Origin of the sequence: Sphingobacterium mizutaii (assembly GCF_900187125.1) — a bacterium.
In the GTDB taxonomy this organism is placed as follows: Bacteria; Bacteroidota; Bacteroidia; order Sphingobacteriales; family Sphingobacteriaceae; genus Sphingobacterium; species Sphingobacterium mizutaii.
In genome coordinates this window covers 2879976-2902856 of sequence record NZ_LT906468.1, presented here as the reverse complement: position 1 = coordinate 2902856, position 22881 = coordinate 2879976, and the positions used below count along the sequence as shown (strand labels likewise).

Sequence of the window (22881 nt, the reverse complement as noted above, 5' to 3'; positions counted from 1 at the left end):
AAGTCAAAAATAGCCAATTGTGTAAAAATTTCAGAATAAGCTGTCAATTTGACTTAAAAATAACATTGGAATATAAGTTGATTACGGAAATGTATAAATCTTAAAAAATAAAATAACAATCATATGCAAGAAGAGAAAGGCACTATTTCAATTCATACCGAGAATATCTTCCCGGTGATTAAGAAGTTCTTATACTCAGATAACGAAATTTTTTTACGCGAGCTTGTTTCCAACGCCGTGGATGCTTCCCAAAAAATCAAAAGATTAGCTTCTTTAGGTCAATATAATGGCGAAGTAGGTGACCTAACGGTACAAGTAAAAGTTGATGAAGAAGCAAAAACCATTACCATCTCGGATAGCGGTATTGGTATGACAGCTGAAGAAATCAAAAAATACATCAATCAGATTGCCTTTTCTGGAGCAACTGAATTCATGGAGAAATTTAAAGAAGCCAACGACGCCAATGAGATCATTGGTCGATTTGGTCTTGGTTTTTATTCTGCATTTATGGTGGCTGATCAGGTTGAGATTGATTCCCTTTCTTATCAAGAAGGAGCAGAGGCAGCACATTGGGTTTGTGATGGATCGACTTCCTATGAGATTTCTGCAGGTAGTAGAACCACACGAGGAACCGATGTAATCTTACATATCAATGATGAGTCTTTGGAATTCCTTCAAAAACAAAGAATCCAACAGATATTAAATAAATACTGTAAGTTCTTACCAGTTCCAATCCAGTTTGGAATGAAATCAGAGTCTGAACCTGATGGTGAAGATGAAGAAGGTAAGCCAAAATACAAGACCGTAGAGGTTCCCAATATTATCAACAATACGCATCCTGCATGGACAAAATCGCCATCAGAATTGACTGATGAAGATTATTTGAAGTTCTACCATGAACTGTATCCACATTCCATGGACGAACCTTTGTTCTGGATCCACCTGAATGTAGATTATCCATTCAATTTGACTGGTATTTTGTACTTCCCAAAAATCAAGAACGAATTGGAAATCCAACGCAATAAGATCCAATTGTATTCAAGACAGGTGTTCATTACCGATGAGGTAAAAGACATCGTTCCTGAATTCTTGATGTTATTGCAAGGGGTGATTGATTCTCCAGATATTCCATTGAACGTTTCAAGATCTTTCTTGCAAGCAGACAGCAATGTCAAGAAAATCAATAACTATATCACTAAGAAGGTGGCTGATAAATTGAACGAGATCTTTAAATCAGACCGTAAAGGCTTTGAAGAAAAATGGTCAGATATCAGTTTGTTCATTAAGTACGGTATGCTAAGCGATGAGAAATTTGCTGAAAAAGCCAATGATTTCTGCTTGCTTCAGAATGTGAACAATGAATACTACACCTTCAAGGAGTACTACGAAAAGGTTAAGGATATCCAGGTCGACAAAGATGGCAACATTATCTACCTGTACACCCAAGATAAAGCACAACAGGATGGATATATTTCAGCAGCTTTGGCTAAAGGTTATGATGTATTGAATTTCAATGGTCCTTTGGATACGCATTTTGCAGGCTATGTTGAGCAACATGGCGGTGAGAAAGTTCAGTTGAAACGAGTTGACTCGGACGTAATCGATAAATTGATTGCTAAAGACGAGAAAATCGAACAAACCTTGAGCGAAGATGAGAGCAAGAAGGCAACTGGAATTTTTGAGAAAGCGATTTCCCGTCCAGATATGAAAGTAGAAGTGGATGCCTTGAATGCCAATGACCTGCCTGTTGCAGTAACCATCGACGAGTTTATGCGTCGTATGAAAGATATGGCTAAAACTGGTGGAGGTATGGGATTCTATGGAACCTTGCCTGATAATTATAAGGTGACGGTTAATGGAAACCACCCATTAGTGAAACGCATTGTCGAATCTTCCGAAGAAGAAGGCGAAAAGCTAGCAAAACAAGCTTTTGACCTTGCTCTATTGTCAAGAGGTCTATTGACAGGCGCCGAATTGACAGCCTTTGTGAAGAGAAGCGTGGATTTGATTTAGGATAGATATGAGATTTGAGATATGAGATTTGAGACTTTGCTGATGTTTTAAGAGGAAGGTTTCATGTTTCAGGAGATATTTCTATTCAATAGATAATAAAGCAACCCCCAAAAGGGGTTGTTTTTTTTGAACCAGGATGGATGGGATGAGAGGATGGGCCAAGATCATCATCCACGGTAGGGGCGTTTTGAATACGCCCGCTGCATAATATTCTATCTTCATTTCACCTTTTAGGTTGATTATCTCATTATTTTTTTACATGATTTAATGAACCCCCAGGAGGGGGTGGAATCTTTGTAGAAAATCGAATCTTCAAACGGATAACCCACAAAGTGGGTGAAATATTTTCCTGAAAAACCTCAAAAAAAATAGATTCAGAGCGCAGCGAAGAATCCCTCTCTAGCGCATTTTGATTCTGAACGATCAGTGAAGAATCTGTACGTAAATGCCTCAACATGTTTTTGTCATTCTTCATCGAAGATCAAGGACCTGTTCGCCAATGGAATTATGTTTTTGTGTGGTTCCGAGACCTTTCGTTCCTCAAGGTGACACTGGAATAGGAAATCTTTTTTGCGACAAGCCGTCCTATCATGTAGAATTATTTTAGATAAGGTTTTAAACAAAACAGGGGTTTGCATAGTTACGAGATCCTTCCTACGTACCAATGACAAGCTTGGTAGAACTGTGTTTTTAGCCATACATCCCCAGCGGGGATGAATTATTTTAGCAATGGTATCGAATAATAAAGGGCTAATGCAAAAACGATGTTCGATTAATCGAACATCGTTTTTGCGCGACTTCGAGGCTAACGTGCCATGTTAGCTAAAATAATTGAACCCTTCCAGGGTTCTTTTTTGCAAGAATTCTGTATTCCCAGTGAGTTTACAAACATCATCCTTCCAGAGGAAGTCCTTTAGCACCCGGCCCATTTCCTTGGCGGAAAAATGGATAGAATGCCGATGCCCTGTGCGATGGGATTGGCCTTGGAATGCTTTCAATAGATTATCCTATTAAAGGAGATGATCTATGGAAAGATATTCCCGACAACAAGGCATTCTATCCATGTGCGGATGATGGTGCGAAAAGCCACCTTAAATGGGCCGAAGCGTTACGGATTCGAGTTGTTTTTAGTATCCGTGAGCTCCTTCGTCGGTTTTGGTTACTTTTGGGCTCCAAAAGTAACAATGAATCTTTTTTTCATTAATCCAATGACATTGCCTTAAAAGTGCAGAATTATTTTAAATATGGTATCCCTGGAAAAGAATTTAGGATTTGGTTGTGGTTTAGAAAAACAAGAACAAAAAAAATGGGACTTAATTAAGTCCCAAGTTTTTATCATCCATGTATTTTAACATCTTTTTGAGTTCTGGATCGTTGAAATAGGCTAAGCTTTCGCTGGCGATCTTTCTGGCGATCCTGAATTCTTTCTTTTCAAGCTGGTCTGCTGCTAAGCTAACCGCTAATGAAATAAGATCTTTATTGTCTTTTAATCCTAGGTCCTGATTTTTTGAAAGTTCTTCGATTACTAAATCATGGTAAGCTAGGGATTTTTCAATGTTCTTTTCTTGGAAGCTAAGGAATGCTAGTTGGTTAGCATTTATGGTGTATATCTTGCGTACTTGTTTGTCTTCTTGCAAGAAAGGGAACTTGGCAGTCCATGAATCAATACTGTCCAATGAACCTTGTAAGTTATTCTTGTCTGATGCGATGCTGATCAATGAAGCAGAGATCATGGTTTGAACCTCTTTGTCTTCCATGTTCTTTTGGTAACATGAAGTTAAAAGGGGCAATGCTGCATTGATGTTTTTATTAACAGCAAATTTAATTGCCTTTTCTTTGTTTTCTTTATATACTACTGAATCTGATTCTTGAGCTAATGCATTTCCTGAAATGCTTAATCCTAATATAACAGCTGATAATTTTAAATACATATGTTTAATCATGGAAGCAAATCTATAAGAATTGCAAGCTATTTTTAAAGTCTTAACTTTTCTTAACAAGTAAATCTGTATTGAGATTCGATAAAGGGCGATTTTTAATTTTTGATTGTAACAATCTTTAGGTTTTTCGTTACAATAGAAGGTTAATCATGGTCTGGGAAGCCTAGGGACAATATGTCGAGAGTAAAAAAAAGAAGGTCAATAGGAACTTGACCTTCTTTCAATTAAAAAACAATACTAAATTATTAAAACGTATCGGCTCGAAATCAAAAGTTTATTGCTTCGGCATATCACATTTATACCATAGTTTTTCTAATTTCAAATTCTTCTTTTATTTCGTTGATGGCTTTCACATTCAAAATCAGGATGGGAAAGGATATGATGCTGAAGAGCCAGACATACATATGTTCGACGACTATACCTAATGCTAGTGAGGAAACCCAATAAAGACCTAGTGCAATAACATGAATTGAGGTTAAGGTCTTCAATCTGCTCAGCCGTCTCAGCAATTCGGCTTCGCTTAATTCTTGAATCTTATGTGTCATGATATTAATCTATCTATCTGATTACTAGTATAAATTTACCAATTGATCTGATTCAATTTACTAAGGTTCAGAAAGTTAATGTAAACTTAATAATTGGGCAATATGAAGGTTGTGGTCAGTTAATATGCCTCACCGAATGATATTAGGTACGATAATCAAAAAAGCTGGAAAATCGCTGGCTTTATGTCTTTCAAAAGATTATTGTTTGTCGAATAAGCGGTTTTCAATTTTGATCAGTTGTTCAAACATTTTTTTTAAATTAATATGAAGAGAAATAAGCTTTTGATTTGTAACGGTATTCAATCAAGATCAAAGGTATGGGATGTTTAGAAATCCTCTAGGATTTCAGACCTATTCCCTAAAAACCGTACATTTTTAGTATATTAAACTTATTGCTTAAAAAACCTATTCAACATGAAGATCTTCATAAACAAACTAATACCTGAAGTGGGCATGGAAATGCTGGCTAGACCCGATATAGATTTATTGATGCCTGAGAATCCGGAAATATCCTATGAGGAATGGATATCCTATTGCCAGCAATGTGATGCTATCCTGAATATTGGCGCTTATAAGATCGATGCCAAGTTCTTTGATCTCTGCCCATCGGTGAAAGCAGTTTCCTTGTTTTCTGTGGGTTATGATCAGGTCGATTTGGAGGAAGCTACCCGACGTGGCATCCCAGTTTCCAATACGCCTGATGTTTTGAGCAAGGCTACTTCGGATATTTCCTTTATGTTGATGTTGATGGTATCGCGGATGGCATCATTCCATACCAACCAAGTACGTGTTGGGGTTCGATTCAAATATTTTAATCCGATAGCAAACCTTGGTCAGGAACTTTATGGAAAAACCTTGGGCGTATTTGGATTGGGCAGGATTGGCTATGAGATGGCGATAAAATGTCAAGCGGCCTATCAAATGCCGGTCATTTACCATAATAGGAATAGAAATGAAGAATTAGAAGAAAAGTTGGGGGCGAAGTATGTCAGTTTTGAAGAGTTACTGGCCCAATCCGATGTTTTGTCGATTCATGCCAATTATGCTCCTGAGTATAGGGGGTTGTTCAATAAGGAGGTTTTTGAACAGATGAAGAGCAATGCAATAATTGTAAATACGGCGAGGGGAGGATTTATCAATGAACAGGATTTGGATGAAGCGCTGAGTTCGGGGAAAGTTTGGGGAGCAGGATTGGACGTGACAGATCCTGAGCCGATGTTGCCAGATAATCCATTGTTGAAACAAGAGCGTGTCTGTGTATTGCCCCATATAGGTTCAGCGACTATGGAGGCAAGAGGCGGAATGGCAAGGATTGCAGCAGAAAATATTGTTGCCTTTGTGGAAGGAGAGAAATTGAAAACCTGTTTGAATCCTGAAGTCTATTCTTAATGTTCCACATCTTAATAGCACCTAATAGTTTTAAAAATAGCCTAAAGGCAGATAAAGTTGCCAATGCGATCGAGAAAGGACTGAAGGGAAGTGGGATCCAAGCCCAAATTTCTAAATTTCCAATTGCCGATGGCGGTGACTATAGTTCTTTTCTCATATGCAAACAATTGAATGGAGAAATGAAGAGCATGGAAGTAGCTGGCGCCTATCTAAGGAAAACGAAAGCAAGTTTTGGTTTGATTGATTCTGGGAAATGTGCGGTCATAGAAGTAGCTGAGACCTCTGGGTTTAAATCTATCAAGGGCAAACTGAAGAGTCCATTGCAATCAAGCAGCAAGGGCTTAGGTCAATTAATTTCAGCACAGATTGAATCAGGAGTCGAAGATTTTATTATTTGTTTAGGTGGATCAGTGACTGTGGACTGCGGAATTGGAATGCTGCAAGCATTGGGCTTGGTCTTTCGGGATAAAAAAGGCAATGAGATTCAGCCATTGCCCCATAATTTCGACAAAGTGGAAAGCATAGATACTTCGGAATTCAAGGAGCGTATTGCAGGTTGTCGCTTTACGGTCCTTTGTGATGTGGAGAATAAATTGCTGGGTGCAAAGGGTGCCGCAAGGGTATTTGGGCCTCAAAAAGGAGCCAGTGAAGAAGATATCGAAAAATTGGAAGAGTTTTTGAAAAGCTTTGACAGGTTGACGAGAAAGACAGTTCAAAAATCATTGAACAGTATGAAAGCTGGAGGGGCTGCTGGAGGATTAGGGGCTGCATTTTCGGTGTTTTTTGATGCCGAGCTGAAAGAAGGAGCTTCTTATTTCTGTGAGCTCACTGGTTTTGACGCTGCTTTAGATCAAGCTCAACTCCTGATGACGGGAGAAGGGAGCATTGACAGTCAATCGCTGGAAGGAAAAGCGCCAATTGTGGTAGCAGCCAAAGCAAAAGCTAAGCAGATTCCTTGTATCGCATTGGCGGGTAAAGTTCCTTTGAAGATTTCGAAAGAGCTACAAGAGTATTTTCTGATGTTGTTGCCAATTGGAAATCAACCGGAGGAATTGGAGGAGTCTTTGGAACATACCGAAAAGAACCTTGTTCGAACTGCTCTGCAATTAGGAAGGATGCTCGCTCAGTTTAAGTAAACACAAATTAATATTTTAGTTAAATCCTTAACAACAATCCATGTCATTTAAATCCTTTGCTGCCCTGTGTTTTGTAAGCTTGGCCATTACTGTCCAAGCGCAAACTACGGTTGGCGTTTCAAGATATGTGAATCCTTTTATAGGTGCGAGTACCAATACGGCAAGTTCCTATCATGGCCTTGGGAAAACCTTCCCAGGGGCAGCCACTCCATTCGGTATGACACAGGTGAGCCCCAATACCATCACAGGTGGTGATAATGGGTCTGGCTATAGCTATGAACATAAAACGATAGAAGGATTTGCCTTTACGCAGATGAGTGGGGTGGGATGGTATGGTGATTTGGGGAATTTTTTAGTAATGCCCAGTACCGGACCATTGCATGTAGTGGCTGGGAAAGAAGATTCGGATGAGATCAAAGGCTATCGATCTACTTATGATAAGGCTTCTGAGAAAGCTGAAGCAGGTTATTATTCGGTTTTCTTGGATCGCTATCAGATCCAGGCTGAAGCTACAGCTTCTCCCTATGGAGGCATGCTCCGCTTTACATTTCCGGAAAATGATACCTCAAGGATTCAAATAGATTTAGCAAGGAGGGTTGGAGGTACATCGACTCGTCAGTCGGTCGAGGTTGTAGATGGAAATACGATCAAAGGATGGATAAAGTGTGATTCAACGGGCGGAGGCTGGGGAGATGGAGATGGACATCCAGACTATACTGTCTATTTTTATGCGGAATTTAGTAAACCTCTATTGAACTATGGATTTTGGGCTCAGGATGTGCCTGATGGGCAGGATAGGAAAAATAAGGATGTAGCGAGTTTGGAATATCAGCGAATGCTGGAAAAGGCAAAGATTATTCCTGGAGCTTCTGCCGTTGAAGCTGATCATGTTGGGTTTTACCTTGAATTTCCAACGCGGGACCAAGAACAGGTACTGCTAAAAGTGGGGATTTCCTTTACTGATATGCAGGGTGCGGAAAATAATTTCTTTGCGGATGTGAAAGGCAAGAATTTTAGGACCATGCAGGAATTGGCCCAAAAAGCTTGGGATGATGCGCTGGGGAAAATTGATGTAAAAGGTGGTACGGAAGACGAAAAATCGATATTCTATACGGCCCTATACCATACGATGATAGACCCTCGGAACATCACGGATGTCGATGGGCGCTATCCAAGACCTAACGGGAAAGTCCATGAATCGGAGGGGTTTACCAAAAGGACGATCTTTAGCGGTTGGGATGTTTTTAGAAGTCAGTTTCCGTTGCAGACGATTATCAACCCAAAGCTAGTCAATGAAGAAATCAATTCATTGATCAGCTTGGCCCAACAAAGCAATAAGAATTATTTAGAGCGTTGGGAGTTTTTCAATGCTTATAGCGGTTGTATGATCGGGAACCCGGCTCTGTCTGTGATTGCAGATGCTTATGCCAAAGGGATCCGTGGCTTTGACCAGGAACAGGCCTTAGACCTGATGATCAAAACTTCGGAAAAGTTCGGGAACTCTGATCTAGGCTATGTGCCGGTGGAAGCAGGGTTTAGTATTTCTGAAACCTTGGAATATGCCTATACAGATTGGTGCATTGCTCAGATGGCCAAAAATATGGGTAAGAAGGATATTTATGAGAAATATATGGAGAGAGGTCAGTTCTACAAGAATATTTTTGATTCCAGGAAGGATTGGTTTCGTCCGAAACATAAAGATGGATCTTGGGAGAAATGGCCTGAAGAAGGACGCTTAAAGGAATGGTACGGGAGTATCGAAGCCAATTCGTACCAGCAAGGATGGTTTGTGCCGCATGATGTAGAGGGAATGGTTGAACTGATGGGTGGTCGAGAAAAGGTATTGGCGGACCTGACGGCATTCTTTGAAAATACACCGAAGGACTTCCTATGGAATAAGTATTATAACCATGCTAATGAGCCTGTACACCATGTTCCCTTCTTGTTCAATAGATTGGGCGCGCCCGAATTGACACAGAAATGGACTCGGTACATCTGTGAGCATGCCTATAAAAATGAGGTGGAGGGTTTGACTGGTAATGAAGATGTGGGGCAAATGTCGGCTTGGTATGTCCTTGCAGCATCGGGAATACACCCAATTGCACCTGGAGATCCGGTTTATGAAATCACGAGTCCGGTATTTGAGGAAATAACATTCAAGTTAGATAATGGCAAGCAGTTCAATATTATTGCTGCCAATAATGCTAAAGAAAACATCTATATACAAGCGGCAAGTTTGAATGGGAAGCCATTGGAGAAGATGCAGCTTTCCCATGCAGATATTTTGAAAGGCGGTACGCTTAGGCTTGAGATGGGGGCAATGCCGAAGGTACAGCACTAATGTTTTTTGCTTTCCTCTTCATAGCCATGATAGAGGTATAAGGCTCCATAAGTCCAATTTGGTCCTTTTAAACCAGGGTAATTGAAGCGATCCATCATCAGGGCGATATATTTTGAGGGGTATCCGTCAGGAAGCTGTATGACATTCGGCCAAACCCTACTGTTGCTATTTTCGTCCCATGGAGGAAGATCCATTTTTAATTGACCCAATTCTTTAAGGTCAGGATAGGAATAGATGAAGACTTCTTTTTCGGAGCTGCCTGAAAAACAATAGAGTTTTCCGTTGATTCTTTGAATAGAAGTTCCGGTTGAGTTATGTTTTACTGGTCCAGCTATCTTCTTGTAATCTTTATCCCAATGATCAGATTCCAATATAATCGCTTTGTAACCATCGCTATTTTCACAGGTCAATATGCGCCATTTATTTGCGTTCTTGTCAAATATAATATGCGGGTCTTCAATGTCGCCAACTTGACCCATTGGTTTGGCTTTCATCACGGAGAAACCAAATCGAGGATCCCGTTTCGACTCAATCGCTAGTAATTGTTTTTTCTCGGTTTTATTGGCATAAGCGCTAAATCCAGTCGTGATACCTCTCCAAATGGAATCCCGACGATCAAAGAAGATATGGGAGGCCACCTCGTTTCGCCATAATCCATCTCCACGGTCAAAGACCACAATGCCCTCGAATTTGATGTCAAATACTGAAGGATTCATGCTGAAGATGCCTTGTAGGTGATGGGGCAAGGCCCGTCCTCGAACGCTCATGCTGAACCATAAACGACCTTGATCCATAATGGGTTCACCGGTTTCATAAGTCAGTGCTCGAATATCTGCTAGTCCCATCCCTGCGTTCAATTGGATGTCTATCGATTGGATTGCTATGGTTCCTTTTTGCTGCTGTACATATAATGAAGTTTGGAATTTGTGGATCTTTTCAATTTCACGAAGGTCTATATGTTCTGCAAAATCCATTTGGGCTAAGACGATGGGTAATTCTTCGTTTTGAAGGTATAACGTCAATCCACTGCCCAGCATTTGTAAGATCAACTTGCCTTTTAATGGAATGTCTTTATGATCGGGGATATAAATCGATTGATTGAAATCAATATGCTCTGTTGGTTTTTGACGGTTAAATTCAATGTCAGCTATAAGTCCTGTCCTGTATGCTATTGAGACCATAACCTTTTCTTTGTTTTTGGGGTCCGCAAATTGAAATCCCAGTTTCCCTGCGCCGGTTATTTCGCCAACTTCCATGATGTATGTGGCAAAAGGATTAAACCCAGCTAACCACATAGTCGTTTCGGACTCAGAAGGGGTGGAAAATTGAAGAATTCCATTTTCAATGCTAATCCTTGCGCTGTCCTTGCCTAAATGATGGACCGGGTGCATCACATCTAATCCAATAATCTTTTCAGGCTTCAGGCTGGCCAGGGAAATAGATTGATCCTGATCAAAGATAATCCTCTTGACTGCCTGACGGACAAATTGTATGTCGGTAGCTGCAGTCTGAGATTGGGTAGGACTGATGATAATAAGGAAAAGGGCGATTATAGCGAGTAGTTTTTTCATGTTAGGTCGAGCGATGATACAATTTACAAAAATCTTGGAAGTTAAATAGCATGCGATTAAGGCACTTTTTAATATTTATTGGTATCGAATTATGGTAATCCGTAATAATAGTCGAAATGTTCGTTTTACCTTTGGTTTAGTTAGTGGTTAAGGTGTCCCAATCAATCCGATTTAGGGCATTATTGATCAAAAATTGATAGATTTTACGGTTCTATCGCAAGTAAATCACACTGATTTTAGCCTGTAAATTGTAGAACTATTAATTAAATCTATCTAGATAAAATTCCGAATGGAATAAAATTCTATATCTAAAAGAAAACACCACATCCTGTGGGCTTCTTGCGGGTAGAGGTATGCACACACACCAAACTATTATTAAATAAAATGCTTAGAAAAAAAATTGGAATTATTCAGCCTTATTTCTTTCCGTATTTAGGTTATATCAGTTTATTGAAACATACGGATCGATTTATTTTATTGGATACCGTGCAATTTATTCAACGAGGTTGGATAGAGCGGAACCGGATTTTGAAACAGGATGATGGTTGGTTATATATCCAAGTCCCAGTGAAAAAACCAAATGGCAGAGCTTCGTTGATCAAGGATTGTGTTTTGGACAATGGACAGCCATGGAAGGAGAAAATAATGGCACAAGTGGCCATCTATAAGAAGATTGCTCCTTATTATAAGCCTACTGTGGAATTTTTGAAAGAGACCCTATCAAAGGATTTTGATGATATTACTTCCTTGAACCGGCATGTACTGACCGAGATCTGTAATTACTTGGATATGCCAAGAGTAATAGAGTCTCTTTCGGAGATGGAACTGGTGATTGAGCAACCAATGGATTCGGATGAATGGGCTTTGAATATCTGTAAGACGATGGGCCCTAATATTTCTTATATCAATCCGATTGGGGGGATGAGTTTTTATAATCGAGAGAAATATTTGCAATCGGATATTGAGATTTACTTCCATGAGATTAACCTTCGGAATTACCATCAAGGGGGCAGGGCTTTTGAGCCTGGTCTATCCATCCTGGATACTTTGATGTTCAATAGCAGAGAAGAAGTGCATGAAATGCTAGATAATTATAAATTGAATTAGAATTGGTGAAAAAAAGCGGGTTGATGAAAGTCAATCCGTTTTTATTTTGTATGCAGGTTCGCAAGTTGTTGAGATTTTTTAATATTTATGAGCTCTTCTTTTTATGGCATTTGTGGGGCAGTTTTGTAACTTTTCAATTCACCGGTTAAGATGATTTAGAAATTTTGTGTCACTAAAATTGAGTCACTACGATTGCGTCACTACGATTGCGTTTAAAGACGAATTAGGCCGTATGAGCTGGAATCGTATTTCAAATGGAGTCACTAAAAACTGGGGTTTCGAGGAAAAGTCTGGAAGATGCGAGTTGAAGTGTCAGTGCAGAAAGCCGCGGTAACAAGCTGGAAACTTGTGTTTTGCTCCATAAAAAAAGGAGGTCTTTTGGACCTCCTTTAACCGGGTAAGTAATGGGGCTCGAACCCACGACCCCTAGAACCACAATCTAGTGCTCTAACCAACTGAGCTATACCTACCGTGATTTTGTGATACAAAAGTATCATTAATCTCTATATACTCCAAATGTTTTTACGCTATTCAATGCTTTAAACAGCGAAAAAGCTCATTTCTAATGAGATATTTTTATTTGTTGGCTAAAAAACCTCTTTTACAGCATTCATAATGCTGCAAAAAATCAATTTATTCTTTTTAAATCTAAGTCATGGAAGTCAAAAGAGAAGTCAGTTAATGGTGAAACGGCTTTCATTTTGATGCTTTCTGCTTTGGCATTTTCATCCAGATTGAACATGACATAAGAGTCGGCATTCATGCTGCGGTCATTCCATGCAGCAACGAAAGTATTGCCTTGGTAATAGTGCATTTTTCCTTGTAATTGCGGTGATCTAGAAGAAGTGAAATAAAGCTGCCCATTTCGGTTGCTGATTTCAATTTCCCCGAACCAAGCATCCTTATATTTTCCAAGGTATGGAGAGAAGTCTATTTTTTGGTCTTGGGATTTGATCTTTGCCCAAACTTCATTGGTCACTTTATCGCCTTCGCTTTCGTTTTTGGCTTCTCTCGCTTTTAGTTCGGTCAGTCTATCGGTTCCCTTGATCCCAAAATAGGAGTCTTTGATTTGATTTGTTATCGTGGTGAAGGCATAGCCAGATTGTTGGTTGGTCAGCACGATGATTCCTAGTTTAAGTTCAGGAATCAAAGTTACTTGAGTGACCATGCCACCTAATCCGCCAGTGTGCTCTGCAACAAAGTAGCCATTTTGGTCGCTAAGGAAAAACCCTAATCCGTAACCTGTAAAATGAGCATTATAAGGTCCTGATCCTCCGATGACCGTTTGCAAGGTCATAATTTGCGCTAGGCGTCGCTCGCTGATGAGTTGCTTTTCTAGGTTATTTCCATACTTTCCTTTGTTCAACAACATAGTGACCCACTTGCTCATGTCCTCAATACTACTGTTGATTCCGCCGGCAGCGTTTGTAGTTTCACTTAAGTATCTTGCTATCGTAATTAATTTACCATCTATGGGCACATGCGCATCGATGACATTGTTTTTCGATTTCATGCGGCTAAGGGAGGCTGCACTGTTGTTCATGCCCAGAGGAGCCATGATCCTTTTTTCGATAAAATCCTCCCAGCTCATTCCTGAAGCTCTTTTTAATACTTCGCCAGCCACGATGTACAATAGGTTGTCGTAGTCAAATTTTGTCCTGAGACTGGAGACAGGCTTTAGGTACCTCAGGTTATGGATAACCTCCTCAGTATTGAAATTTGCAGAGTCTGGCCAAAACATTAAATCGCCAGCTCCTAAGCCTAATCCGGAACGATGAGTTAATAAGTCCCTTACAGTAAATTCAGAGGTGACAAAGGGGTCGTGCATCTTGAATTCTGGGATAAACTCAGTGACCTTGCTGTCCCAAGTTAATTTACCTTCATCCATCAGCATTCCTAGGGCAAATGCGGTAAAGGCTTTGCTATTTGATGCAATGGCAAAGGCAGTTTGATTATCAACTGGCTTTTTGCTATTGATGGATCTTTCACCGTATCCTTTTAGATGTATCGTTTTGCCGTCTTTTATAATTCCAAGTGCAATGCCCGGAACATTGAAGCTTTTCATGGTTTTTTCCACCAGATTATCTAAATCTTTCTCTGGAAGTCCCTGCGAATGGGCCATCGCAGAAAGAGACAATAGGAAAAGTATGGTCAATAAAAGATTAAAGTAAGATTTGTAAATGTTCATAATTTTTAATTAAGGTTTCTATTGCTTTCAGCCCAAAACATGGAGTTGAATTGCAATTTCAAGATAAATGTAGCTTGTATTTTTAGGATTAGAAAATTCAGTTCAGTTTATTTTAAAACATTGAAGTAGAGGATTTTCTACAAAAATAAAAATTATTGATTTCGCGATTATGGTTAAAATTAATCGGAAATATAAATCATATTCAAAGTGTTATGAGAATTTTCAAGGCACTAGGTCTCCAAGGAAAAATATTGTCTGTGACTGTAATTAATTTAATACAAATCAAAAATTAACTTATAAAAATGAATTTAATTTGAACGAATGTAGTTCTAAAGTGTTAACTTGATGGGTATCAATGCTAAAGCTATTGGACTCGGTCTTATTGTTGTAAATAAAAAGGAGAACAAATGGAACAAGATCAATTGATAAAGAATTGTATAGAGGCGTGTCAGCAATGTGTGGTAGCTTGTCTTAAATGTGCGCAAGCATGTTTGCAAGAAGAGAAATTGGAGATGATGCGCAAGTGCATTCAAACAGATTTGGAATGTGCAGAGATTTGTGAGTCTACCTATAAACTGTTGATTATGGACAGTGGGTCTAAGTTAGAGTTAGTTAGAATTTGTTTGGACATCTGCGAATCCTGTGCTGAAGAATGTGAGAAACATGCAGCCCATGGAATGGAACACTGTCGTGAATGTGCGGACGCATGTAGATCTTGTGCAGAGGCTTGTAGAAAATTGGTAGCTTGATTTGTAAGCTCCAAGTATTGATAAGTGGCTTAAAGGTTTATATTTCAATTAATTAATAATAAGATAATCTAAATCTTTACAGCCGTTACTAACCAAAAGAGTAAATTAAACCAATTAAAGGTCATTATAGATTTTTCTGTTGAATCTCTAATAATCTTTTATTTATTAACATCATTAATTATGAAGCTATGGTTACCAAAAACATACTAGTAGATTCTGCATTGATTGGCACTATGCACTTTTATGCTTACGTATTCAACACTGATAATGGTGTTATAGGGTTTGGCTTATTCCCAAATAATTCTGCTAGACCGATTTTTTACCTCTTGAATTCACATGGCACTAAAATTACCTTGCATTTTGATGAAGAGCTAATCTTAAATGTTTGTCAACAGAGTAGTTTCTCTACCCATGAACGCCGGCTGCTTTTTCGCGAGTTTCTTGATTTTGCAACTAAAATGGAGAAAAAGGCTGCTCAATTAGTCTTCAGGGATACCAAGATGAATTATCTTGCGGATTCTCGGGAGATGGTGAAATATAAGCGCATGTATGTGCATTATAAAGATTCGCAACCAAGAGAAAGCAGACCGATTTTGGCTAACTAAGCATTAAATTTCCAAGAGGCTCTTTTTTAGGATCTGGATAGATCTTTCCATTTCTTCTAAGTTCAGGTTTCCAAACCCAATGCGCATTGCCTGCAGGTTCTTTTGCTGGTACAGTAATGTTTTTGGGATGAAGAGATTGTTTTTGGCAGCTTGCAGGCTTAGCTTGAGTAGATTGATTGGTTTTTTCCATTTTAACCAAAATGCCAAGCCACCATTTGGAATTTGAAATTCCAACATATCACCTAATTCTTTTTCCAGTAAATGGGCCATGTAATCTCTTCTTTCTTTATATACTTTCAACGATTTTTTGAGGTGCCTATGGATCGCACCTTCTTCAATCATTTCGCCTAAAGCTTGCTCCATAAGGATGTCGCCTTGCCTGTCAATGATCCCTAAATGCTTTCGCATTTCTACCATTAGGTTTTCAGGGGCAATGATAAAACTTGTTCGGAATCCCGGCGCAAGTGATTTCCCAAAGGAACCTACATAAATCAACATTCCATTCTGATCTGAAGTGGCAAGGGGCAATAGAGGCTGCTTGTCGAACTGGAAATCGTAATCATGGTCATCCTCTACGATAATGAAGCCGTATTGATTGGCAAGTTGAAGGATTTTCATTCTTTTATGCGCGCTCAGGCTAACTGTAGTAGGGTAATGCTGTTGTGCCGTGAGGTATAGCATACGGACAGTTTGCTTTTTGCAAAGTCTTTCCAGGGCTTCCACATCTATGCCGTCATCTTCTAAAGGAATGGATTTGATTTTGCTGCCTGATTTCTGAAAAATCATGTTTGCCGCAAAATAACTCAGTTCAGCTACAACAACAGTGTCATCTGCTGAAAGCAAGATCTCAGAAATAATAAAAAGACTCATTTCTATACTTCTACTGATGAGAAGATTGTTTTTATTGATCTTCAAGGCTCGACTGCTCTGCAGGTAATCAAGCATCTGTTCCTTGAAATACTCACTGCCTTCTTGATTGTAATAGCCCATTTTAGAACGATTGCTTTTGCGCTTCATGTTGGAGCTATAAAATCTTGATAAATCGTCGAATTGGGTCAATCGGATGTCAGGACTGCCATCATTTAATATATAGTCGCAGTTGGTGTGTTCAAAAGGACTGTCCAGTAATATTGATTTTTTGAAAGTATAACCGGTTTCTTTTGGATACTGAAAGCTGCTGGAAGTTTGAAGATCTTGAAGCGGGAGTTGGGAGGCTACATAGGTTCCTTTATTCGGATGGATTTCAACCCAACCTTGTCCAAAGAGTTCTTCATAGACTGCAGTAATCGTGTTTCTGTGGACTTCTAAGAGGTCTCCTAATGCTCTTGTCCCTAATAATTTAGTTCCTGGTTTAAGCTTCCCTTGTGCGATAGCTTGGATAAATTGATTTGCCACCTGTAAGTAAATGGGTGTCGCAGAATTTCTTTGTATTTGGATAAAACTTTTAAAGGGAATGCTAACCGGACTAATCATATTCTTGAAACTGGCACCTTTGAACCATCCGGCAAGGTAGTACTTTTGGTCCAATTAGAAAAATATGAAAGCAATCCTGGAACAAATAGTGGCAGATGCCATACTTCATGCTAAATGGCTCAATACCCTTTCTTTTATGGAAAATGCCGGAGCGAGAAAGATTTCAGCATGCGAAGATCCATTGAATACAGATCTGATTCAACTGAAGCATGCTGCTGAGGAGCATAGACACGCCTATTACCTTAAGAAGCAAATAGGAAAATTAGGAATAGAAGGCTTTGAATTTTATAATGAAAGTTCATTGATAGGAGGAAAGGCCTCCGTCCAATATTTACATCGTCTGGATGTAAAAACCAGTCGATATCTAAAAGAACAGTTTAATCTTACTGGTCAAGAATTACGTTATGCTGCATACTTATTTGTGACCTATGCTATCGAGGTAAGGGCAGATGAATTGTACCCAATCTACCAAGAAGTACTGACTTCGGTCGGATCAAAAGTGATGGTAAAATCCATTATTCTAGAAGAGGAAGGCCATCTTGAGGAAATGATCAGCCAATTGAAGGGATTTGATCCTAAATGGGAGGCACATGCTGAGCATGTTTTGCAGATTGAAGCAGCATTATTTCATCATTGGATAGCTGAGGTTTCAAAGGAAGTTGCGCTTTGTGATGTCAATAATTGATGAATTTAGGGTAGAGCTGCAGAATAGAAAGCACTCAGGACGATATAGGCAGTTAAAGAAGGAAAGACAAGGAATTGATTTCTTTTCAAATGATTACCTAGGTTTTGCGCAAAATGAAGAATTTAAGGACAGGTTGCATGCTTTGGTGCTTCAATACCCGGAATCTATATTGGGGGCTACTGGTTCTAGGCTAATCTCAGGAAATTCAGACTTACAGATGGAGATAGAGCAGTTTATCGCGAATCAACATGGTTTTGAATCAGCTTTATTATTTCCATCTGGATACAACGCGAACCTTGCCTTATTCTCAACATTGCCGAAGAAATCCGATACGATCCTATTAGATGAGAAGGTTCATCGATCTGTTTATGATGGCTGTAGACTATCACCGGCGAATCGTTGGAAATTTCGACATAATAACCTGGACCATCTCGAAGAATTACTAAAGAAAGCTACAGGTCATATCTGGGTAGGGATAGAAAGTCTTTATTCCATGGATGGGGATTTTGCTCCGATCCAAGATATTGCAGCTCTATGCCAACAGTATTCAGCAGCCTTGATTGTTGATGAAGCCCATGCTATCGGGACTTGTGGTTTGGGCTTGGTGGATCATTTTGGATTACAGAACCAGGTTTTCGCAACAGTGATCACTTATGGTAAGTCAATGGGTTTATCTGGGGCATCAATCTTAGGTTCTTCAAGCCTTATTGCGTATCTGATCAACTATTCTTCAACCTTTATCTATACTACGGGAATGCCTGATTTTCATGCTTTAGCAATTAAAGCATCCTATGATTTTTTAAAGGATAATGAATTGCTAATTTATGGTCTACAAGCTAATGTTAAACAATTTCTTCCTATCGAAGAAGTTGATGCCAGTCCTTTTAGAAGTCCCATAATACCGATCAGGTTTCCAGATTCAAGGGATTTGGAGAAGGCAGTTGAATTATTGGAAAAACAAAGGATTTTAAGCTATGCCATCAAGCATCCCACCGTGGCTAAAGAAGAAGAAATGTTGCGTATTTCCATTCATTCCTTCAACACAAAAGAAGAAATTGGGTTATTAAAGAACAGCCTAAAAGAAATAAAAAATGAGTAAGAAATATTTTGTTACTGGAATCGGCACATCTGTAGGGAAAACCATTGTTTCGGCAGTCCTGGTAAAGCTTTGGAACGCCAAATACTGGAAACCTATACAATCAGGAGATCTAGAAAGCAGCGATAGCCTGATGCTTCGAGCATTAGTAGGCAATGAGCTCATCGTTCATCCTGAACGATTCAAATTAAATACTCCCGCTTCCCCGCATTATTCTGCGGAAGTCGATGGAGTCGAGATATCGATCCAAGACTTTCAACTCCCTGAAACAAGCGGTAACCTGATTGTAGAAGGTGCAGGAGGCATGTTTGTTCCCATAAACGATCAGGAATTTATCATAGACCTGGCAGAGCATTTAGACCTTCCGGTAATACTGGTATGTTCAGATTATTTGGGAAGCATCAACCATAGTTTGCTCTCCTTTCACAGCTTGAATGAACGCGGGATAGCCGTCGAATATATCGTCTTGAATGGAGAGTTCAAGGAATCCAGTAGAAGGATATTGATCAAGAACAAACCAGCTGGAAGTAAGATAATGGAGATTCCACAATTCGAAACAATAGATGCTGCAGGTTTAGAAAAAGCAATTAAAAAAATTAGAATAGAAAAATAAAAAAATGAGTGCTAGTAAAACATTAAAACACGATTGGACAAAAGAGGAGTTGTTGGAAATCTACAATAAACCCTTATTGGAACTGGTTTATGAGGCTGCAACGGTACATAGGCAATGGCATAATCCCCAAGAAGTACAGATTTCCACTTTATTGTCTGTCAAGACTGGTGGATGTCCCGAAGACTGTTCTTACTGTGGTCAGGCGGCTCGCTACCATACCGATATCAAGGTCCAGGCCTTATTGCCAACCGAGACCGTATTGGCACATGCAAAGAAAGCAAAGGACAGCGGTTCCTCTCGCTTCTGTATGGCAGCAGCATGGCGCGAAGTTAGGGACAACAGAGACTTTGATAGGATTATCGAAATGGTCCAAGGTGTAAATGAAATGGGCTTGGAGGTGTGCTGCACTTTAGGGATGTTGACCGAAGATCAGGCTAACAGGCTTCAAGAAGCAGGTCTATATGCCTATAACCATAACTTGGATACTTCCGAAGAGTTTTATGATGAGATTATCTCAACAAGGAAATTCGACAACAGGATCGAAACCATCAAAAATGTCAGGAAAGCTGGTATTACCGTTTGCTCAGGCGGTATTATTGGATTAGGTGAGAAGGCTGAAGATAGGATTTCGATGCTTCGCACCTTGGCGAATATGGAAAAACATCCTGAGTCTGTGCCGATCAATGCCTTGGCTAGGGTCGCTGGTACTCCATTAGAAAATCTCCCTAAGATTGATACCTGGGAAATGGTCAGGATGATTGCGACTGCCAGGATTGTATTGCCTTCCTCGATGGTCAGATTGAGTGCCGGTAGGATAGAAATGAATGAGGAGGAACAGGCATGGTGTTTTATGGCGGGAGCCAATTCTATATTCACAGGAGAAAGGCAGACCTTGTTGGTTACCCCAAATCCAGGGGTTGATGAAGATATGCAGATGTTGAAAAACTTGGGGTTGCGACCAATGGAAGTGAAAAAGGAGGCGGTTTGCAACAGCAATGGATAGACCGTGATGTTGCGGTGAATTGGCATCCCTATTCGCAAATGAAAACCAGTACACATCTTCCCATTGTACGTGGCAAGGATGCCTATCTTTTCGATATGGAAGGAAATCGCTATCTAGATATGGTAAGTTCGTGGTGGGTTAACCTCCATGGCCATTCAAATTCGTATATTGCCGATAAAGTTTATGAGCAGCTTAATACTTTAGAGCAGGTCATCTTTGCTGGCTTCACGCATCTACCAGCAATCACTCTTTCAGAAAGGTTATTAGAATTGCTTCCTTCTAATCAGGAGAAGGTATTTTATTCGGATAATGGTTCAACAGCAGTGGAAGTGGCCCTGAAAATGTGTATACAGTATGCCTATAATCAGGGTAAGCAGAAGAATAAGATTGTTGCTTTTAAGGATGGATACCATGGGGATACCTTTGGTGCCATGTCGGTAAGCGCTCGTGGACAGTGGACTGCGCCATTTGCAGATTTGTTATTTGATGTCCTATTTATTGATGCGCCTACGGCTGAAAACCTGGAAGCGAATAAAAAGATCATTGCTGAGCATGCAGATCAGATTGCTTGTTTCATTTACGAACCATTGGTTCAAGGGGCAGGAGGGATGTTGATGCATCAAGCCGAACATTTATCGGACTTAATGGTTTATTGTAAGTCGCAAGGAGTTTTATTGATTCAAGATGAAGTCTTCGTTGGCTTCGGTAGAACTGGGACCTTATTTGCTGCGGATCAATTGACTGAAAAGCCCGATGTAATGTGCTTTTCCAAAGGACTGACCGGCGGTACTATGCCCATGGGGATCACAACCTGCACGGAGGAGCTTTACCAAGCATTCTATTCGGATGATAAAAAGAAGGCCTTATTCCATGGCCATTCCTTTACTGCAAGTCCGATAGCATGTGCGGCATCCTTGGCAAGCATGGATTTATTGCTTCTCGATGCTACCCAGGCGAAAATAAAAGCGATCGTAGAATCGCATTATCAATTTGCAGAGGAGTTAAAAGGATATGAAAACGCCAAGAATGTCCGCCAAACAGGAACCATTCTTGCTTTTGATTGGGAAACAAAATCCGAGACCTCTTATTTTAATAGGGTACAGGAAAAGTTGTTCAATGAATTTATGAAGAGAGGGGTCTTGTTAAGACCAATGGGCAATGTGCTGTATATCTTACCGCCATATTGTACGGAGAAAGAAGATTTAGAATATACCTATCAACAGATATTGGAGCTGTTGAATAACAATGATATTTAAGGAACTATTTGATAATAGTAGTGTGACTAAAAAGGCTTGCTGAGTTTACTCAAGCAAGCCGTTTTTATTATTGTATGGTCTTTTCGGAGACTTTGAGATAAGCATTTCCATTTCGTTGGTAAGTTTCTTCCTTTTTCGAGACTTTAAACTTGATCTCAGCCTCAGGGTTTGCATCTTCCTCATATTCAGCTTCACCTTCCTCTGATCGTTTTAGGATTATATCCTTACCCAGTTTATGAGCGTTTGGATAGACCAATTCCTCTGCATAGTAAAAAACACCTGCGTCTGAAACCGAAGTGGTTTTCGGTAGGGTAGTGAGTTGTTCACCGTCCCATGCAAAGTAATTTTCTTCCGACGCTATTCCACAGGCTTCTCCTAAGAATTTAATGGCATAGATGGATTTGGCATAATTCAATCCAGGTTTTGTATTTAATTCACCTAAGGTATAAGATTGTTCACCCGGATAATATGGAAAGCTCTTCGATGCAATCATTTCCTTGTTTTTGTTTAATATTTTGGCTTCCACCCAATAGTAATTTTCCAATTCCTCATTAGACTTCCACGCAAAACCATACAGGAAGGTTTCACCAGACTTTTTATTCAGTTCATAATCCAGGCTCAATAAACCTAGCCAAATAAAACCCGATTTTTTCTGATTATCCTTATGGTATTCAATTTTATGCCAAGGCAGGTACATACCACGTAAAGAGATGGGATTCAAAGAAGATTCCTCCATAAATTTCACCTCGGTACCCAAGGGGATAGAGTCCAGCAATTCACTCTTTGAGCTTGGTTCACTTCTTACATAAGCCATATTGACAAAAACCAAGGCAGAACTATCCTTGCTGGTATGATAAAGATTGAAATCATCATAAACCAGGTAAGCAGCCGCTTCTTGCGCTTTTAGCTGCTGCGGGTGGAGGCTGAGTAAAGTGAAAAGGATAAGAAGCGTGCTGAAATATTTCATTGTGTGATTTTAAGACTATACAAAAATAATAACAATCTGCCGATCAAATATAGCTGATTTCAGCTATTATTATCGATTTTAGGGAATAAGGTCAAAATTATTTGAGAATACAATTTAATGTGTATACATTTGGTTATCAGTACTATGAAAACCTAAGAATTATAAATTCAAATAATGTCTATTAAAAAACTATAGATTTTTCCA

Annotated in this window: 19 protein-coding genes and 1 tRNA gene; 13 read left to right on the top strand and 7 right to left on the bottom strand. The window is 39.6% G+C overall.

Going from position 1 to position 22881, the window contains the following annotated elements; all coding sequences use genetic code 11:
• The first annotated feature begins 123 nt into the window (after nt 1-123).
• Nucleotides 124-2013, top strand: a complete 1890-nt coding sequence (gene htpG / locus CKW03_RS12500) for a molecular chaperone HtpG (RefSeq protein WP_093097411.1) — start codon at nt 124-126, stop codon at nt 2011-2013.
• 988 nt (nt 2014-3001) lie between these two features.
• Complete coding sequence (locus tag CKW03_RS12485) at nt 3002-3217, top strand: hypothetical protein (protein ID WP_093097405.1); 216 nt, start codon at nt 3002-3004, stop codon at nt 3215-3217.
• A gap of 109 nt (nt 3218-3326) precedes the next feature.
• Here CKW03_RS12485 and CKW03_RS12480 read toward each other — a convergent pair whose 3' ends face one another.
• Entirely contained in the window at nt 3327-3944 is a 618-nt protein-coding gene (locus CKW03_RS12480) for a hypothetical protein (RefSeq protein ID WP_093097403.1), read from the bottom strand.
• A 305-nt stretch (nt 3945-4249) separates the two neighbouring features.
• Nucleotides 4250-4498, bottom strand: coding sequence for a hypothetical protein (locus CKW03_RS12475; RefSeq protein ID WP_093097402.1), 249 nt, complete (start codon nt 4496-4498; stop codon nt 4250-4252).
• 414 nt (nt 4499-4912) lie between these two features.
• On the opposite strand from CKW03_RS12475, the gene CKW03_RS12470 reads away from it, so the two are divergent.
• Genes CKW03_RS12470 through CKW03_RS12460 form a run of 3 tightly spaced genes read left to right on the top strand, consistent with a single transcriptional unit; the run spans nt 4913 to nt 9364 of the window.
• The gene (locus CKW03_RS12470; RefSeq protein WP_093097400.1) at nt 4913-5887 is read left to right on the top strand and encodes a 2-hydroxyacid dehydrogenase; all 975 of its coding nucleotides are present in this window, start codon (nt 4913-4915) and stop codon (nt 5885-5887) included.
• Nucleotides 5887-7023 (top strand): glycerate kinase family protein, encoded by a 1137-nt coding sequence (locus tag CKW03_RS12465; protein WP_093097399.1) that lies wholly within the window; start codon nt 5887-5889, stop codon nt 7021-7023. Before CKW03_RS12470 ends, CKW03_RS12465 begins: the two co-directional genes overlap by 1 nt.
• Before the next feature lie 40 nt (nt 7024-7063).
• A complete protein-coding gene (locus tag CKW03_RS12460; RefSeq protein ID WP_093097397.1) occupies nt 7064-9364 on the top strand; it encodes a GH92 family glycosyl hydrolase in 2301 nt (766 codons plus the stop codon).
• Here the strand turns inward: CKW03_RS12460 and CKW03_RS12455 are convergent.
• Nucleotides 9361-10935 (bottom strand): glycoside hydrolase family protein, encoded by a 1575-nt coding sequence (locus tag CKW03_RS12455; RefSeq protein WP_093097396.1) that lies wholly within the window; start codon nt 10933-10935, stop codon nt 9361-9363. The genes CKW03_RS12460 and CKW03_RS12455 overlap by 4 nt on opposite strands.
• 384 nt (nt 10936-11319) lie before the next feature.
• Between CKW03_RS12455 and CKW03_RS12450 the strand changes: the two genes are divergently transcribed.
• Nucleotides 11320-12042: a WbqC family protein gene (locus CKW03_RS12450; RefSeq protein WP_093097394.1), complete on the top strand. Its 723-nt coding sequence runs from the start codon at nt 11320-11322 to the stop codon at nt 12040-12042.
• Nucleotides 12043-12438: 396 nt separating this feature from the next.
• On the opposite strand, the gene CKW03_RS12445 is transcribed toward CKW03_RS12450, so the two are convergent.
• Together CKW03_RS12445 and CKW03_RS12440 are read right to left on the bottom strand one after the other, a co-directional pair.
• Nucleotides 12439-12512: transfer RNA gene (locus tag CKW03_RS12445), tRNA-His, on the bottom strand.
• 158 nt (nt 12513-12670) lie between these two features.
• The gene (locus tag CKW03_RS12440) at nt 12671-14230 is read right to left on the bottom strand and encodes a serine hydrolase (RefSeq protein ID WP_093097392.1); all 1560 of its coding nucleotides are present in this window, start codon (nt 14228-14230) and stop codon (nt 12671-12673) included.
• A gap of 407 nt (nt 14231-14637) precedes the next feature.
• On the opposite strand from CKW03_RS12440, the gene CKW03_RS12435 reads away from it, so the two are divergent.
• Nucleotides 14638-14979: a four-helix bundle copper-binding protein gene (locus CKW03_RS12435; RefSeq protein WP_093097391.1), complete on the top strand. Its 342-nt coding sequence runs from the start codon at nt 14638-14640 to the stop codon at nt 14977-14979.
• Nucleotides 14980-15167: 188 nt separating this feature from the next.
• A complete protein-coding gene (locus CKW03_RS12430) occupies nt 15168-15584 on the top strand; it encodes a hypothetical protein (RefSeq protein WP_093097389.1) in 417 nt (138 codons plus the stop codon).
• A 3-nt stretch (nt 15585-15587) separates the two neighbouring features.
• Here CKW03_RS12430 and CKW03_RS12425 read toward each other — a convergent pair whose 3' ends face one another.
• Nucleotides 15588-17111, bottom strand: coding sequence for an aminotransferase-like domain-containing protein (locus tag CKW03_RS12425; RefSeq protein WP_261772032.1), 1524 nt, complete (start codon nt 17109-17111; stop codon nt 15588-15590).
• Between the two features lie 10 nt (nt 17112-17121).
• Here CKW03_RS12425 and CKW03_RS12420 point away from each other — a divergent pair, with 10 nt between their 5' ends.
• Genes CKW03_RS12420 through bioA form a run of 5 tightly spaced genes read left to right on the top strand, consistent with a single transcriptional unit; the run spans nt 17122 to nt 21710 of the window.
• On the top strand, nt 17122-17742 hold the full coding sequence (locus CKW03_RS12420) for a hypothetical protein (RefSeq protein ID WP_093097387.1): 621 nt from the start codon (nt 17122-17124) through the stop codon (nt 17740-17742).
• A complete protein-coding gene (locus CKW03_RS12415) occupies nt 17729-18841 on the top strand; it encodes an aminotransferase class I/II-fold pyridoxal phosphate-dependent enzyme (protein ID WP_093097386.1) in 1113 nt (370 codons plus the stop codon). Before CKW03_RS12420 ends, CKW03_RS12415 begins: the two co-directional genes overlap by 14 nt.
• Entirely contained in the window at nt 18834-19451 is a 618-nt protein-coding gene (gene bioD / locus CKW03_RS12410; protein ID WP_093097384.1) for a dethiobiotin synthase, read from the top strand. Before CKW03_RS12415 ends, bioD begins: the two co-directional genes overlap by 8 nt.
• A 4-nt stretch (nt 19452-19455) precedes the next feature.
• Nucleotides 19456-20454, top strand: coding sequence for a biotin synthase BioB (bioB, locus tag CKW03_RS12405; RefSeq protein WP_093097382.1), 999 nt, complete (start codon nt 19456-19458; stop codon nt 20452-20454).
• Nucleotides 20436-21710 (top strand): adenosylmethionine--8-amino-7-oxononanoate transaminase, encoded by a 1275-nt coding sequence (gene bioA, locus CKW03_RS12400; protein ID WP_093097380.1) that lies wholly within the window; start codon nt 20436-20438, stop codon nt 21708-21710. Before bioB ends, bioA begins: the two co-directional genes overlap by 19 nt.
• Before the next feature lie 67 nt (nt 21711-21777).
• On the opposite strand, the gene CKW03_RS12395 is transcribed toward bioA, so the two are convergent.
• Nucleotides 21778-22677, bottom strand: a complete 900-nt coding sequence (locus CKW03_RS12395; RefSeq protein WP_093097378.1) for an SH3 domain-containing protein — start codon at nt 22675-22677, stop codon at nt 21778-21780.
• Between the last annotated feature and the right edge of the window lie 204 nt (nt 22678-22881).

What these genes read in the sequence shown, in the direction of transcription:
- CKW03_RS12450 (WP_093097394.1), top strand. Translation starts at nt 11,320, where the DNA reads ATGCTTAGAAAAAAAATTGGAATTATTCAGCCTTATTTCTTTCCGTAT.
- CKW03_RS12455 (WP_093097396.1), bottom strand. Translation starts at nt 10,935, where the DNA reads ATGAAAAAACTACTCGCTATAATCGCCCTTTTCCTTATTATCATCAGT.
- CKW03_RS12480 (WP_093097403.1), bottom strand. Translation starts at nt 3,944, where the DNA reads ATGTATTTAAAATTATCAGCTGTTATATTAGGATTAAGCATTTCAGGA.
- CKW03_RS12465 (WP_093097399.1), top strand. Translation starts at nt 5,887, where the DNA reads ATGTTCCACATCTTAATAGCACCTAATAGTTTTAAAAATAGCCTAAAG.
- htpG (WP_093097411.1), top strand. Translation starts at nt 124, where the DNA reads ATGCAAGAAGAGAAAGGCACTATTTCAATTCATACCGAGAATATCTTC.
- CKW03_RS12440 (WP_093097392.1), bottom strand. Translation starts at nt 14,230, where the DNA reads ATGAACATTTACAAATCTTACTTTAATCTTTTATTGACCATACTTTTC.
- CKW03_RS12430 (WP_093097389.1), top strand. Translation starts at nt 15,168, where the DNA reads ATGGTTACCAAAAACATACTAGTAGATTCTGCATTGATTGGCACTATG.
- CKW03_RS12470 (WP_093097400.1), top strand. Translation starts at nt 4,913, where the DNA reads ATGAAGATCTTCATAAACAAACTAATACCTGAAGTGGGCATGGAAATG.
- CKW03_RS12475 (WP_093097402.1), bottom strand. Translation starts at nt 4,498, where the DNA reads ATGACACATAAGATTCAAGAATTAAGCGAAGCCGAATTGCTGAGACGG.
- CKW03_RS12485 (WP_093097405.1), top strand. Translation starts at nt 3,002, where the DNA reads ATGCTTTCAATAGATTATCCTATTAAAGGAGATGATCTATGGAAAGAT.
- CKW03_RS12435 (WP_093097391.1), top strand. Translation starts at nt 14,638, where the DNA reads ATGGAACAAGATCAATTGATAAAGAATTGTATAGAGGCGTGTCAGCAA.
- CKW03_RS12415 (WP_093097386.1), top strand. Translation starts at nt 17,729, where the DNA reads ATGTCAATAATTGATGAATTTAGGGTAGAGCTGCAGAATAGAAAGCAC.
- bioB (WP_093097382.1), top strand. Translation starts at nt 19,456, where the DNA reads ATGAGTGCTAGTAAAACATTAAAACACGATTGGACAAAAGAGGAGTTG.
- CKW03_RS12460 (WP_093097397.1), top strand. Translation starts at nt 7,064, where the DNA reads ATGTCATTTAAATCCTTTGCTGCCCTGTGTTTTGTAAGCTTGGCCATT.
- bioD (WP_093097384.1), top strand. Translation starts at nt 18,834, where the DNA reads ATGAGTAAGAAATATTTTGTTACTGGAATCGGCACATCTGTAGGGAAA.
- CKW03_RS12395 (WP_093097378.1), bottom strand. Translation starts at nt 22,677, where the DNA reads ATGAAATATTTCAGCACGCTTCTTATCCTTTTCACTTTACTCAGCCTC.
- CKW03_RS12420 (WP_093097387.1), top strand. Translation starts at nt 17,122, where the DNA reads ATGAAAGCAATCCTGGAACAAATAGTGGCAGATGCCATACTTCATGCT.